Origin of the sequence: Amycolatopsis sp. NBC_00355 (genome assembly GCF_036104975.1) — a bacterium.
In the GTDB taxonomy this organism is placed as follows: Bacteria; Actinomycetota; Actinomycetes; order Mycobacteriales; family Pseudonocardiaceae; genus Amycolatopsis.
This window is the reverse complement of the sequence record NZ_CP107982.1, coordinates 9,547,709-9,561,560: the sequence shown is the minus strand read 5'-3', so window position 1 is coordinate 9,561,560 and position 13,852 is coordinate 9,547,709. Positions and strand designations below refer to the sequence as shown.

The 13,852-nt window shown below is 70.8% G+C and carries 12 protein-coding genes and 1 pseudogene; 7 read left to right on the top strand and 6 right to left on the bottom strand.

The genetic code is table 11. The features are described 5' to 3' along the window. Positions 1-343: 343 nt before the first annotated feature. Entirely contained in the window at positions 344-1,120 is a 777-nt protein-coding gene (locus tag OHS18_RS44520) for a GntR family transcriptional regulator (protein ID WP_328458818.1), read from the bottom strand. Positions 1,121-1,200: 80 nt separating this feature from the next. On the opposite strand from OHS18_RS44520, the pseudogene OHS18_RS44515 reads away from it, so the two are divergent. Further along, positions 1,201-1,643: pseudogene (locus OHS18_RS44515) on the top strand (amino acid permease); the annotation flags it as partial. 236 nt (positions 1,644-1,879) lie between these two features. After that, positions 1,880-2,686 (top strand): S1 family peptidase, encoded by an 807-nt coding sequence (locus OHS18_RS44510; protein ID WP_328614856.1) that lies wholly within the window; start codon positions 1,880-1,882, stop codon positions 2,684-2,686. A 62-nt stretch (positions 2,687-2,748) separates the two neighbouring features. On the opposite strand, the gene OHS18_RS44505 is transcribed toward OHS18_RS44510, so the two are convergent. Further along, a complete protein-coding gene (locus tag OHS18_RS44505) occupies positions 2,749-3,849 on the bottom strand; it encodes an NAD(P)H-dependent flavin oxidoreductase (protein ID WP_328458820.1) in 1,101 nt (366 codons plus the stop codon). 13 nt (positions 3,850-3,862) lie between these two features. Continuing rightward, positions 3,863-5,479: an acyl-CoA synthetase gene (locus OHS18_RS44500; RefSeq protein WP_328614855.1), complete on the bottom strand. Its 1,617-nt coding sequence runs from the start codon at positions 5,477-5,479 to the stop codon at positions 3,863-3,865. Between the two features lie 63 nt (positions 5,480-5,542). On the opposite strand from OHS18_RS44500, the gene OHS18_RS44495 reads away from it, so the two are divergent. Next, positions 5,543-6,331, top strand: coding sequence for a crotonase/enoyl-CoA hydratase family protein (locus OHS18_RS44495; protein ID WP_328614854.1), 789 nt, complete (start codon positions 5,543-5,545; stop codon positions 6,329-6,331). Between the two features lie 167 nt (positions 6,332-6,498). On the opposite strand, the gene OHS18_RS44490 is transcribed toward OHS18_RS44495, so the two are convergent. Continuing rightward, on the bottom strand, positions 6,499-8,046 hold the full coding sequence (locus OHS18_RS44490) for an acyl-CoA synthetase (RefSeq protein ID WP_328614853.1): 1,548 nt from the start codon (positions 8,044-8,046) through the stop codon (positions 6,499-6,501). Between the two features lie 88 nt (positions 8,047-8,134). On the opposite strand from OHS18_RS44490, the gene OHS18_RS44485 reads away from it, so the two are divergent. The 4 genes from OHS18_RS44485 to OHS18_RS44470 are packed head-to-tail and all read left to right on the top strand — an operon-like array spanning position 8,135 to position 11,920. Then, positions 8,135-9,112: a Zn-ribbon domain-containing OB-fold protein gene (locus OHS18_RS44485; protein ID WP_328458825.1), complete on the top strand. Its 978-nt coding sequence runs from the start codon at positions 8,135-8,137 to the stop codon at positions 9,110-9,112. Between the two features lie 7 nt (positions 9,113-9,119). Further along, entirely contained in the window at positions 9,120-10,133 is a 1,014-nt protein-coding gene (locus OHS18_RS44480) for a thiolase domain-containing protein (RefSeq protein ID WP_328614852.1), read from the top strand. Further along, the gene (locus OHS18_RS44475; protein ID WP_328458827.1) at positions 10,130-11,293 is read left to right on the top strand and encodes a thiolase domain-containing protein; all 1,164 of its coding nucleotides are present in this window, start codon (positions 10,130-10,132) and stop codon (positions 11,291-11,293) included. Before OHS18_RS44480 ends, OHS18_RS44475 begins: the two co-directional genes overlap by 4 nt. A 15-nt stretch (positions 11,294-11,308) precedes the next feature. Then, on the top strand, positions 11,309-11,920 hold the full coding sequence (locus tag OHS18_RS44470; RefSeq protein ID WP_328614851.1) for a TetR/AcrR family transcriptional regulator: 612 nt from the start codon (positions 11,309-11,311) through the stop codon (positions 11,918-11,920). On the opposite strand, the gene OHS18_RS44465 is transcribed toward OHS18_RS44470, so the two are convergent. Further along, a complete protein-coding gene (locus tag OHS18_RS44465) occupies positions 11,895-12,914 on the bottom strand; it encodes a YhjD/YihY/BrkB family envelope integrity protein (RefSeq protein WP_328614850.1) in 1,020 nt (339 codons plus the stop codon). The two genes, OHS18_RS44470 and OHS18_RS44465, sit on opposite strands and share 26 nt — an antisense overlap. Positions 12,915-13,027: 113 nt before the next feature. Then, positions 13,028-13,819: a transglutaminase-like domain-containing protein gene (locus OHS18_RS44460; RefSeq protein WP_328614849.1), complete on the bottom strand. Its 792-nt coding sequence runs from the start codon at positions 13,817-13,819 to the stop codon at positions 13,028-13,030. Positions 13,820-13,852 lie beyond the last annotated feature (33 nt).

The following is a 13,852-nucleotide window of genomic DNA, read 5'->3' as shown; positions in this document are numbered from 1 at the left end:
GGATGAGTTACCGTTCCGTTATCACGCTAGCCCGGAGGGCCACGCACCAGCGAGCGCCGGGAGATGCCGAGCAGCCGCGTCAGGCTCACCGGAGGGAACAACACGCGAGCCGGTTGTCCACAGCCAGGCCGTGATGTGGACAGCGAGGCCCAGCAGCGCACATTTCCGGCTTCTCGTCGGATGCCCCCGATACGATGGACTGGGGACGCCCCCCGGAGAGGGTGGGGGACGTTCTAGGGGGCGCGGCGGCCGCGAACTCGCGTGAGTGCGGCCGACTTCGAACCGCGAACCTCCGCGCGGGACAGCCCCCCGAGCGACGTGACAGGTCAGTCCACGCGGCAGGTCAGTCGACGCGGCCCAGGCGGGTCATGAAGCTCAGCCGGTCGCCGCGGTACAACGAGCGCACCCGCTCGAACGGCGCGCCGTCCGGGCCCCATGACACGCGGTGCATCAGCAGCATCGGCAGGGCCGGGTTCGTGCCGATCAGCAGCGCCTCGCGCGGCGTGGCGAGCACCGTCTCGACACGCTCCTCGGCGCCGTCGAAGACCACGCCGAGCCGCTCGCTCAAGCACGCGTACAGCGACTGCTCGGGGTCGAACACCTCCATCAGCGTCGGGAAACGGGACGCGAGGAGATATGTCGACTCCAAGCCGACGCGTTCCTCGTCGGCCAGCAGGACGCGCTCGATGTGGATCACCTCGGCGTCCGACGTGACCTGCAGGTCGGCCGCCAGCGCGCTGCCGGCGACGCGCCGCTCCAGCGTCACCACGTTCCGGCCGGGGCGGATGCCCTGACGCCGCAGGCCCTCGGTGTAACTGACCAGGGCCAGCGGCTGGATGAGCTTCGGGCCCGCGACGTACGTGCCGCTCCCCTGCCGCCGGCTGAGCTTGCCTTCGAGCACCAGTTCGCCGACCGCCTGCCGCACCGTCGCGCGCGACACCTCGAACCGCTCGCACAGCTCCCGTTCGGTGGGCAGAACCGAGCCTTCGCCGAGTTCCGCGATCACCGCCAGCAGTTCGACCTTGACCGCGTAGTACCGCGGGACACGGCCGTGTTCGGGAATCCCGTCGAGCACGGGACCGTCGGCGGACAGGCGGGAATAACGCGAAGGGGCAGGCACGGAATCGACCCTATTCGCTTACGCCGACGCCGTGGTTGGCTGTGGCGCGTAACACGGCCGGCACACGGAGGATCACCCGGATGCGACCGGCCCTTCGACCCCGCGGACTCGGCCTCGCCGACGCCGTTTTCCTGGGCCTGGACTCGATGATCCGGGGCCGGCGACGCACGCCGCGGGCGCCGGGCCCTTGCCCGTGCTGCTCGTCGCGGCCGTCGTCGCTTACTGCAATGCGACATCTTCCGCGCGCCTCGCGGCGATTCACCCGGAATCCGGCGGAACCCAAGTTCACGGCCGGGAAAGGCTCGGTGAATTCTGGGTTACTCGCGGGCCGGGGATTCGTCACGGACAAGACGGCGAGCCGCGCGGTGATGGCGCTGACCGCCGTCGCGTACGCCGCGCCGGGCCTCGGGCAGCCGTGGCGGAGCCTGCTCGCGGCGGCGACGATGGGCGCCGGGCCGCTCGTCGCCTACCCGGTACCGGTGGGATCCTCGAAGCGGCCGGGCTGCTCGCCTTCGCGGGCTATTACGCGGCGGCGCGGACCCTGCGTTCGTCACGCTGGGTCGCCGTTCTCGGCATGGCGAGATGCGTGGTGCCGGCCGGCGCGGGCTACGGCGTTCGCCGGACCCGTCGGTGAGAAATCACCCAACCGCCCGAAACATCCGAAGAAAGTCGGTTGTCCGGGTGTGCGGGCACCTGGTGTAGTCGTGGGGCCGCCGTCGGCAACCGCTTCCTTTGTGGACACTGGAAGGACTGATCCCCTTGGCTCCCAAGCGCTGGTTCACCCTGCTCAGAAACGTCACCACCGCCGTAGCGGCCGTCGCCGCGGCCGCGTCGTTCGCCACCCCGGCGATCGCCACCGCCGCCCAGCCGCCGTCCACCGACGTCGTCGGCGGGACCCGGGCCGCCCAGGGCGAATTCCCGTTCATGGTGCGGCTTTCCATGGGCTGCGGCGGCGCGCTCTACACGAATCAGATCGTGCTGACGGCCGCGCACTGCGTCAGCCGGACCGGCTCGAACACGTCGATCACGGCGACCGTCGGCGTCGTCGACCTCAACAGCACGAGCGCCAAGAAGATCAAGTCGACCTACGTCTACCAGTCCCCCACCTACGGCACCTCGACCGGCGGCGACTGGGCGCTGATCAAGCTCGCGAGCCCGGTCACCGGCCTTTCGACCCTGCCGATCGCGAAGACCTCGACGTACAACACCGGCACGTTCACCGTGGCCGGCTGGGGCGCGGCGACCGAAGGCGGCGCGCAGCAGCGTTACCTGCTGAAGGCGACCGTCCCGTTCGTGGCCGACAGCACCTGCGCCGCCCAGGGCGGCAGCTACCCCGACCTGATCCCGAGCGCGGAGATCTGCGCCGGCAACCTGACCGCGGGCGGCGTCGACACCTGCCAGGGCGATTCCGGTGGCCCGATGTTCCGCCGGGACAGCGCCAACGCCTGGATCCAGGTCGGCATCGTGTCCTGGGGTGACGGCTGCGCCCGGCCGCACGCCCCCGGCGTCTACACCGAGGTGAGCACGTTCGCGTCGAAGATCGCCGCGGCCGCCGCCACGCTCTAGCCCCAAAGCCGTGAAGGCCTCCTTACCGGCTCTTATGGCCGGTAAGGAGGCCTTCACGGCTTTCAGCGGGTCTTGTCCAAACGGGACAGTGCGGCTTCGTAGCCGGTCACCAGGTCCGCGACGACGTCGGCGACCGGGCGGACGCCGTTCATCCGGCCGACGATCTGCCCGACCGGCATCGACACCACACTCGGGTCGCCCGCCGCGTGGATCCGGTTGTGCGCGTGGGAAACCAGCAGGTTCTGCAACGGCATCGGCAACGGCTCGGGCGCGTCCGCCGCAGCCCACGCCTCGGTCCACCGCGTTTTCAGCAGCCGCGCGGGTTTCCCGGTGTAGATCCGCGTGCGGACGGTGTCGGACGACGTCGCCGCGACCAGCGCCTGCTGCATCGCCGCCGACTCGCCCATCGTCTGCAGGTACTCCTCGGTGGCGAGCCAGTACGAGCCCATCCACACCCCGGACGCGCCGAGCGCGAGCGCCGCGGCGACCTGGCGCCCGGAGCCGATCCCGCCGGCGGCGAGCACCGGCACGTCGACGGCGTCGACGATCTCCGGCACCAGCACCATCGACGCGATCTCGCCGGTGTGCCCGCCGGCCTCGTAGCCCTGCGCCACCACGAAGTCGACGCCGTTCTCGACGTGCCGGACCGCGTGCTGGGCCTTCCCGGCGAGCGCGGCGACCGGGATGCCGCGGTCGTGGCACTGGGCGATGACGTCCGCCGGCGGTGAGCCGAGCGCGTTCGCGATCAGCTTGATCGGGTGGTTGAGCGCGACCTCGACGTGCGAGCGGGCGACCGAGTGCAGCCAGCCGAGCACACCCGCGCGTTCGTCGGTGTCGTCCGGCAGCGGCGGCACCGCGAGGTCGCGCAGCACGCGGTCGACGAATTCGCGGTGACCGTCCGGGATCATCTTCGCGAGGTCGACCTGGGTGCCCTCGGCGGGGATCTTCGCCGGCATCACGATGTCGACTCCGTAGGGCTTGCCGCCGGTGTTCTCGTCCATCCAGGTCAGCACCCGGTCGAGCTCGGCCGCGTCGTTGAACCGGACGCAGCCGAGCACCCCGAGCCCGCCGGCCCGGCTCAGCGCCGCGGCGACGTGCTCCGACGGCGTGAACCCGACGATCGGCAGATCGATGCCGAGCCGGTCGCACAGCGATGTCCGCACTCTGGTGTCCTCCTCAGACGGGCTGGGCCGTCGCCGGTTCGTGCTCGGCGGCGTAACGCTGGGCCCACGGGTAGTCCGGTTTGCCGCTGGGCGAGCGGCCGATCTCCGCGGCCAGCCACACGGTGCGCGGCACCTTGTAGCCGGCGACCTCGTGGCGGACGTGCTCGTCGATCCCGGCCAGATCCGGCTCGGCGCCTTCCCGGAGCTGGACGACGGCGGCGACGCGCTGGCCGGTCCGCTCGTCCGGGATGCCGATGACGAGCGCGTCGAAGACGTCGGGGTGCGACTTCAGCGCCCCTTCGACCTCTTCGGGGTAGACCTTCTCGCCGCCGGTGTTGACGCATTGGGAGCCGCGGCCGAGCAGGGTGACCGTGCCGTCCTCTTCGTAGCGCGCGTAGTCGCCGGGGACGACGTAACGGACGCCGTCGAGGTCGACGAAGATCGTCTTGCTCTTCTCGGGATCGCCGTAGTAGCCGAGCGGGACGTGCCCGCGGCGGCCGATCAGCCCGATCGCACCGGCCTTCGGCTCGACCAGGTGGCCGTCGTCGTCGAGCAGGATGGCGTCCTTGCCGAAGCTGACGCGCGGGCCGGCGCTGTGGTCGGAATCCTTGCCCACCATGCCGATCCCGGTGAAACCGCTTTCGGACGAGCCGATCGCGTCGGTGATCACGGCGTTCGGCACGAGCGCGACGAACTCCTGCTTGACCGACTGCGAGAACAGCGCGGCGTGACTCGAGACGGCGACGAGCGACGACGCGTCGTAGTCACCTTCGCGGAAGGCCTCGATGAGGGGGCGCGCCATGGCGTCGCCGACGATGGTGAGCACCTGGACCTTGTGCCGCTGCACGGCTTTCCACACCTCGTGCGCGTCGAAGCGCGGCACGAACACCACCGGGCTGCCGGTGAACAGCGCGCCGAACGCGGCCCACTGCGCGGCGCCGTGGATCAGCGGCGCGGCGGGAAGCCGCGTCAGGCTGCCGGCCTTGCCCTGCTCGGCGAGCGTCCACTCGTCGGGGACGTACTCGCCGGTGACGAAGTTGATGCCGCCGCCGAGGGCGCGCCAGATGTCCTCGTGGCGCCACAGCACGCCCTTCGGGTAGCCGGTGGTGCCGCCGGTGTAGAGGATGTAGAGGTCGTCGTTGCTGCGCTCGTCGAAGTCGCGCTCGGGCGACTGTTCGTTCAGAGCTGCTTCGTATTCGACGCCGCCATAGCTCGCGAAGTCACCGTCGCTGCCGTCTTCGATGACGACAACGTGTTTCAGTTTCGGCGCTTCGGGCAGGACGGCCTTCACCTTGTCGGCGTAGCTTCTCTCGTGCACGAGCGCGACGAGATCGGCGTCCGTGAAGAGGTACGCGAGTTCGCCGTGCACGTAGCGGTAGTTGACGTTGACGGCGATCGCGCGCAGCTTGTACGCGGCGATCATCGCCTCGAGGGCCTCGATCGAGTTGCGGGAGTAGACCCCGATGTGGGATCCGCGTCCCACGCCGTGCGCGGCGAGGTGGTGGGCGAGCCGGTTGGCCCGCGCCTCCAGTTCGGCGAAGGTGACCTGCCGGTCGCCGCACACGACCGCGACGCGCTCCGGCACGGCGTCGACGGCGTGCTCCAGAAGATCCGCGATGTTGAGTGCCACGCCCTCAAAGTAGAACATGTTATCGTTCTGGGCAATGGCAAGGCGTTGTTCGAGGAGGTTTCGGTGGGTGAACCGCACGCGCTGGTTTCGCAGGACGGGCCGACGCTGATCGTCACGATGAACCGCCCGGAGGCCCGCAACGCGATCACGGGCGAGATGATGTCGATCATGGTCGACGCCTGGGACCGGGTGGATTCGGACGACTCGATCCGCAGCTGCGTCCTGACGGGCGCGGGCGGCGCGTTCTGCGCCGGCGCCGATCTGAAGTCGATGTCGCGGAACTCGCCGTCCGAGTCGTTCGCGTCGGGCAAGTTCGACCCCGCGCACATCCCGGGCCTCTTGAAGGGCCGGCGCCTGACGAAGCCGCTGATCGCGGCGGTCGAGGGCCCGGCGATCGCGGGCGGCACGGAAATCCTGCAGGGCACGGACATCCGGGTGGCGGGCACGACGGCTCGGTTCGGCGTGTCGGAGGCGCGCTGGGGCCTGTTCCCGATGGGCGGTTCGGCGGTGCGGCTGCCGCGCCAGATCCCGTACACGGTGGCGGCGGACATCCTGCTGACCGGCCGTCACCTGTCCGCTGCGGAGGCTCTCGCCATCGGCTTGATCGGCCACGTGGTGCCTGATGGAACTGCGTTGTCCCGCGCCCTCGAGCTGGCGGCGCTGGTGAACGCGAACGGCCCGGTCGCGGTGCGCGCGATCCTGCGAACGATCCGCGACACCGAAGGACTCCACGAGGAGGAGGCCTTCAAGCTGGATTCGCAGTACGGGATCGAGGTTTTCGCTTCGGAAGACGCGAAGGAAGGGCCTCGGGCGTTCTCGGAGAAGCGGAAGCCCGAGTTCCGCGGCCGCTGACGCCGTCCTCGGATCGGACGAGCCGGTTTGTCCACAGCACCACCGTGATGTGGACAAGCCGGTCGCCCGGCGGCTTTCCGGCCGGTTCGGTCGGAGGCCACCGATAGACTGGACCAGGGCACGCCCCCCAGGGCGTGGTGGGGGCGCGCCCGGGCTCCGGAGCCTGATTACGACACGTATTTCGCTCGTAGGTGGCGCTTGTACAGCTTCCCGTTCGGGTCCCGCGGCAGCTCGTCGAGGTAGTCGATCGACTTCGGGAGCTTGAACTTCGCCAGCCGCGTTGCCGCGTACGCCAGGAGTTCAGCGGTCAACGCATCAGAGGGTGAGACTCCCGCGACGGGCTGGACCACCGCCTTGATCTCCTCGCCCCAGTCCTCGTGGGTGATGCCGAACACCGCGACGTCCGCGACCGACGGGTGCATCACCAGCTCGCCCTCGATCTCCGCCGGGTAGATGTTCACCCCGCCCGAGATGATCAGGTCCGCCTTGCGGTCGTGCAGGAACAGGTAGCCGTCCTCGTCCAGGTGACCCATGTCGCCCAGGGTGAACAGCTTGCCGACGCGGGCGGCGGCCGTTTTCTCCGGGTCGTTGTGGTACGAGAACTCCGACGACCCCATCTGCATGTACACCGTGCCGGTCTCGCCGGCCGGAAGCTCGAGCCCGGCATCGTCCAGGACCTTGATCGTCGAGCCCGGCCACGGGAGGCCGACCGAGCCCGGCTTGCGCAGCCAGTCCTCGCCGTTGATCACCGTGCCGCCGCCCTCGGTCGCGGCGTAGTACTCCGTCACCACCGGGCCCCACCACGCCAGCATCTGGCGCTTGACCTCCAGCGGGCACGGCGCCGCGCCGTGGATCATCACCCGCAGCGACGACAGGTCGTAACGAGCGCGCACGTCAGCAGGCAGGCCCAGCAGCCGGCGGAACTGCGTCGGGACCATGTGGCTGTGCGTGACGTGGTGGCGCTCGATCAGGCGCAGCATGTCCTCGGCGTCCCAGCGGTCCATCAGCACCGCGGAATGGCCCAGCTGCAGCGAAATCGCCACGAAGTTCAGCACCGCCGTGTGGTACAGCGGCGAGCCGCACAGGTGGACGTGGTCGTCGTGCGGGCCGAGGCCGAAGACGCCGAAGAACCACGTCGACGCCGCCGGCACCTCGTCCGGGTCGGTGCCCGTCAGGGGACGCCGGACGCCCTTGGGCCGGCCCGTCGTGCCGGACGTGTACAGCATCGGCGAGCCTGCCGTACGCCGTGCGGGACGTCCGTCGCCTTCGCCGGCCCCCAGCTCTTCGATCCGGCGGAAGCCGGGGACCTTCCCGACCGCGAAGCGCGCCGAAGCGGGCAACCCGGCTTCGTCGGCCGCGGCGACCGCGACGTCGGCGAAGCGCTCGTGCGCGAGGAACGCCTTCGCGCCGCTGTCGCCGATGATGTACGCGACCTCCGGGCCGATCAGGTGCCAGTTGACGACCACGACGTACAGCCCGGCCTGGATCGCGGCGAAGTAGGCCGCCACCAGCTCGTCGCCGTTCGGCTGGAGCAGCACGACGACGTCGCCGACGTCGAGGCCCAGCTCCTGCAGGCCCCGGGAGTACCGGTTGGCCTTCGCGGCCAGCTCGCCGTAGGACACGCAGCGGCCGTCCGGGTCGACCAGAGCCGTCTTCCCGGGCTCTTCCGCGGCGATGTTCCACAGGCCCAGCGTCTTCGCGGCAGTCGTCGTCATACCGCAAATCTAGAACGCGTTCCACCTACAGGCAACCGTCCGGCAGTGAATCTTGCCGACGAATCGAGAACGTGTTTCACTCAAGCACGTGACCGAGACACCGCTCGCCGCACCCCTGAACGTCGGCTTCGACTACACCCGCTCGACCGGGCCGGTGCTCGGCCGGTTCGTCAACGCGCTGCGCGAGCGCCGCATCGAAGGCATCCGCGGGAGCGACGGCCGGGTGCACGTCCCGCCGGTGGAGTACGACCCGGTGACGGCCGACCCGCTCAGCGAGTTCGTCCCGGTCGCCGAAGAGGGCACCGTCGTCTCCTGGTCGTGGTGCCCGCACCCCCTCGACGGCCAGCCGCTGAGCCGCCCGTTCGCCTGGGCCCTGGTCAAGCTCGACGGCGCCGACACCGCGATGCTGCACGCCGTGGACGCCGGCTCGCCCGACAAGATCCACAGTGGACAGCGCGTCCGCGTCCGCTGGGCCGACGACACCGTCGGGCACATCCGCGACATCGCCTACTTCCTCCCGGCCGACGCCGCGGACACGACACCGACCGAGCCCGCTCCCCCGGTCGCCGAACGCGAAGAGGGCGCGCCGGTCAGCATCGTCATCACGCCGGTGCACCTGCGCTACCAGCACTCCGCGTCGCCCGAAGAGAGCCGCTACCTGCGCGGCCTGGCCGAAGGCAAGCTGATCGGCCAGCGCTGCCCCGCCTGCCGGAAGGTCTACATCCCGCCACGCGGCTCCTGCCCGACCGACGGCGTGCCGACCACCGACGAGGTCGAACTCCCGGACACCGGCATCGTGACGACGTTCTGCATCGTCAACGTCCCGTTCCTGGGCCAGCGGATCAAGCCGCCGTACGTCGCCGCGTACATCCTGCTCGACGGCGCCGACATCGCGTTCCTGCACCTCGTGCTCGGCTGCGACGCGAAGGACGTCCGGATGGGCCTGCGCGTGCGCGCCGCGTGGAAACCGCGCGACGAGTGGTGGACGTCGCTGGAGAACATCGACCACTTCGAGCCGACCGGCGAGCCGGACGCGGCCTACGAAACCTTCGCCCACCACCTGTGAGGTCCTGATGCCAGACGTCGCGATCGCGGGCTTCGCGCACGCCCCGAACGTCCGGGAGACCCCGGGCACCACCAACGGCGTGGAGATGCTCGTCCCGATCTTCGCCGAGGTCTTCGCGCAGACCGGACTGTCCAAGCAGGACATCGGGTTCTGGTGCTCCGGCTCCTCGGACTACCTGGCCGGGCGCGCGTTCTCCTTCATCGCCGCGGTCGACGCGATCGGCGCGTTCCCGCCGATCCACGAGTCGCACGTCGAGATGGACGCCGCCTGGGCGCTCTACGAGGCGTGGCTCAAGATCCGGATGGGCGAGGTCGAGACGGCGCTCGTCTACGGCTTCGGCAAGTCCAGCGCCGGCCAGCTGCGCCGGGTGCTCGCGCTGCAGCTGGACCCGTACGTCGTCACGCCGCTGTGGCCGGACTCGATCTCGATCGCCGGCATTCAGGCACGGATGGGCCTCGACGCCGGGCTGTGGTCCGAAAAGGACCTCGCCGAGGTCGCCGCCCGCAACCGCGACCTCGATGCCGCCGAGCTGCTGGACACGCCGTACGTCGCGGACCCGTTGCGCGCGCACGACATCGCCCCGATCACCGACGGCGCCGCCGTGGTCATCCTGTCCACAGTGGAACGGGCGAAGGACATCGTCGAGCACCCGGCGGTGATCGCCGGGATCGAGCACCGCGTCGACTCCCCCGTGCTCGGCGCCCGCGACCTGACGCGGTCGCCGTCGACCGAGATCGCGGCGAAGGCCCTCGACCTCGACGGCGTCGACCTCGCCGAGCTGCACGCGCCGTTCACGCACCAGGAGATCATCCTGCGCACCGCGCTGGGGCTCAAAGACGGCGTGAACATCAACCCTTCGGGCGGCGCGCTCGCCGCGAACCCGATGTTCTCCGCCGGCCTCGCCCGCATCGGCGAGGCGGCCCGGCGGATCCACAGTGGAGAGTCCCGCAAGGCCGTGGCGCACGCGACGAGCGGACCGGCCCTGCAGCAGAACCTCCTGGCCGTGCTGGAGGCACGATGACCAAGCAGCTCACGGCCGTGCTCGGCACCGGCCAGACGCACCACCGCGCCAAGCGCACCGACGTCTCGATGCCGGGCCTGCTGCGCGAGGCGATCGACCGCGCGATGCTCGACGCCCAGGTCGGGTGGGCCGACATCGACGCCGTCGTGCTCGGCAAGGCGCCGGACCTGTTCGAGGGCGTCATGATGCCCGAGCTGTTCCTCGCCGACGCGCTCGGGGCGAACGGGAAACCGTTGCTGCGCGTGCACACCGCGGGTTCGGTCGGCGGGTCGACGGCGCTGGTCGCGGCGTCGCTCGTGCAGTCCGGCGTGCACCGCCGGGTGCTCACGGTGGCGTTCGAGAAGCAGTCCGAGTCGAACGCGATGTGGGGCCTGTCGATCCTGCCCCCGTTCCAGATGCCGGTCGGCGCCGGCGCGGGCGGCTACTTCGCGCCACACGTCCGGTCCTACATCCGCCGCTCCGGCGCGCCCGAGCACATCGGCGCGATCGTCGCGGCGAAGGACCGCCGCAACGGCTCGCTCAACCCGTACGCGCACCTGCGCCAGGCCGACATCACCGTCGAGTCGGTGCAGGCGTCGCAGATGCTGTGGGATCCGATCCGCTACGACGAGACGTGCCCGTCGTCCGACGGCGCGTGCGCGATGGTGCTCGGCGACGAGGCCGCCGGGGACGCCGTCGAAGGCGGCGCCGCCTGGATCCACGCGACGGCGATGCGCACCGAGCCGACCACGTTCGCCGGCCGCGACCAGGTCAACCCGCAGGCCGGGCGCGACGCCGCGGCCGCGCTGTGGGCCGAGGCCGGGATCAAGGACCCGATGTCCGAAGTGGACGTCGCCGAGATCTACGTGCCGTTCTCCTGGTTCGAGCCGATGTGGCTGGAAAACCTCGGCTTCGCCGCCGAAGGTGAAGGCTGGAAGGTCACCGAAGCCGGTGAGACGGCGATCGGCGGGCGCCTGCCGGTCAACCCGTCGGGCGGGGTGCTTTCGTCCAACCCGATCGGCGCGTCCGGCATGCTTCGCTTCTCCGAAGCCGCGAAGCAGGTCATGGGCCGGGCCGGGGACTACCAGGTCGAGGGCGCGCGCGTCGCGCTCGGGCACGCCTACGGCGGTGGGTCGCAGTACTTCTCGATGTGGGTGGTCGGCGCCGACAAGCCGCGTTGATACGCTCGACCCACCATGCCGAGACTCGCCGACCACGAGCAACGCCGCCGCCAGATCGCCGAGGCCGTCTGGCGGATCGCCAGCGCGCGCGGACTGGAAGACGTGTCGCTGCGCAAGGTCGCGGCCGAGGCCGGCGTCTCGCTGCGGCTGGTCCAGTACTACTTCGGCACGCGCAACGACCTGCTGCTGGGCGCCCTCGAAATCCTCAACAAGGACGCGGAGGAACACACCCGCGCCGAGGTCGGGCCGGCGGCGGACGCGACACCGCGCCAGGTCCTGCGCACGATGCTGGTGCGGATGCTGCCGCTCGACGACGACCGCCGCACGCGCTACCTCGTGCACCTGGCCTACTTCGTCCGCTCGCTGACCGACCCCGACCTCGCGACGGCGTTCAGCGCGGCGCCGCCGGAGCTCGAGCGGCTGACCGCGGACCTGCTGGCCTGGGGACAGCAGCGCGGCGAGGTGCCGCCGGACCTCGACCTGATGCCCGAAGCCGAGCTGCTCCTCTCGAGCGTCGACGGCCTGCAGACCAGCCTCATCCTGGGCCAGCGCACGCCCGAGGCGGTGTTCGCGCTGATCGACCACCAGCTCGGCCGGCTCTTCAGCCTCGCGAACGTCGCCACCTGAGCGCGAGCAGCGTCCCGAGCACGCCGGTCACGACGCCGATCGTGGCCGGCACCGCGACCGGCGGGTCCACCACGATCACCGGCTTCAGCTCCACCGGCGCGGGCGGCTGCACCGGCCTCGGCGGCGCGTCCGAGCCGGTCGCCGTCCACGCCGTGACGTAGACGAGCATCCGCGCGATCAGCGAGATGAAGAAGATCAGGCCGATCACCGAGCCGAACGCGATCCCGGTCGGCGAGCTGCCGATCAACCGCAGGTAGAAGCCACCGGCCAGCTTGAGCGCCTCGAACCCGAGGGCCAGGGCGATCGCGCCGCGCACCGCGCTGCGCACGCCCACCGGCTGACGCGGCAGCCGGGTCAGCACCCAGAGGAACACCAGCCAGTCGGCGGCCAGCGAGAGCGGCACCGAGGACACGGAGACGAGCTGGTGCCCCCAGCTCGTGTCGTCGAGGCCGGCCAGCCGGAGCAGGTAACCGCCGAGCGCCGTGCCGGAGATGGTGATCGTGAACGACACCAGCAGCGCCGCCGTCAGGCCGAGCAGCGCGAGCAGGTCGACGGCGATCAGCCGCAGCAGCGACTGGTCCGACCGGTTCTGCCCCCACAGCGCGGTGAGCGAGTCCCGCAGCGCGTTCATCCAGTTCCAGCCCGAGTAGAGGCCGATCACCAGGCCGAACGCGCCGACGCTCGTCCGCTGGTCGACGAAGCCGGTGAGCAGGTCGGTGGCCTTGTCCCCCAGCCCGCCGGGCAGCGTGCTGACGATCGCGCGCACCATCGTGTCGAGCAGGTGCGGCTGGCTGGCCAGCACGAACCCGGCCACCGACGACGCCACCATCAGCAGCGGCACGAGCGACAGCAGGCTGAAGTAGGTGATCGACGCGACGTAGTGGTAGCCGCCGCTGTCGACGTAGCGGTTGGTCGCGCGGGCGATGTGGTCCAGCCACCGGTACCGGGCACGGGCCCGCGCCCAGGGGCTGGGGGCCTTGGGGGAACTCTTCACGCACACTGTCTACCCAGCCGGGAGCCTCCTCGCGCACCCAACACGCACTCCGGGCACCCCATCACCCGCTCGCCGGACGTCCGGGGGCCCGATCGGGAGGCCGGCCAGCGGCGTCAGCCGAGGACGACCAGGTCGGACCAGTCGTCCTGGGGCAGCTCGGCGTCCGTCGTCACGAACACCGAGCTGCCCAGGAAGTCCAGGCTGCAGCCGAGGGTGGCCAGGAACGACGTGTCCGCGGCGTCGCGGCCGGTGGAGATCCGGAGCATGGTCTGGCGCGGGGCGAGGTGCGTGGCGTCGAAGACGTACCAGTGGCCGTCGATCGCGGCCTCGAAGACGGCGTGGAAGTCCATCGGCGACAGGCCGGGCGCGTAGACGCCGACGTACCGGGCCGGGATGTCGAAGTACCGGCAGAAGGTGACGCACACGTGCGCGAAGTCGCGGCAGACGCCTTCGCCGGCGAGGAGGGTGTCGATCGCGTCGTCGGTCGGCCGGGTGGCGCCGACGGTGTAGAGGAGCCGGTCGTGGACGTTCCGGACGATGGCGTCCACAGTGGACCGCGCGTCCGGGTGGCCGTACAGCTCCGGCGGCGCCAGCCCGCCGATCCGGTCGGACGGGCAGTACCGGCTCGGCCGGGTGAACACGGCGACGTCGGCGAGGGTGACCGGCTCGGGTTCGGCCTCGGCCAGGTCGCGCTCGGCGTGGTAGGTGACGCGGTGTTCCCCCAGCGGCAGGTCGAAGACGTCGGCGCGGGTGCCGTGCTCGAACAGGACGGCGTCGCTCCCGCCGCCCCAGGAGACGGTCAGGTCCTCGGTGTCGGCGTCGGCCGCGGAGACCGAGATCGCCGCCCTGCCGGGTTCGGTGACGCGGATGGTGAACTCGACGTCGACACTCGCTCGCGGGGCCATCGCGCCATGATGACAGCCGGGCCGCGTGCGACC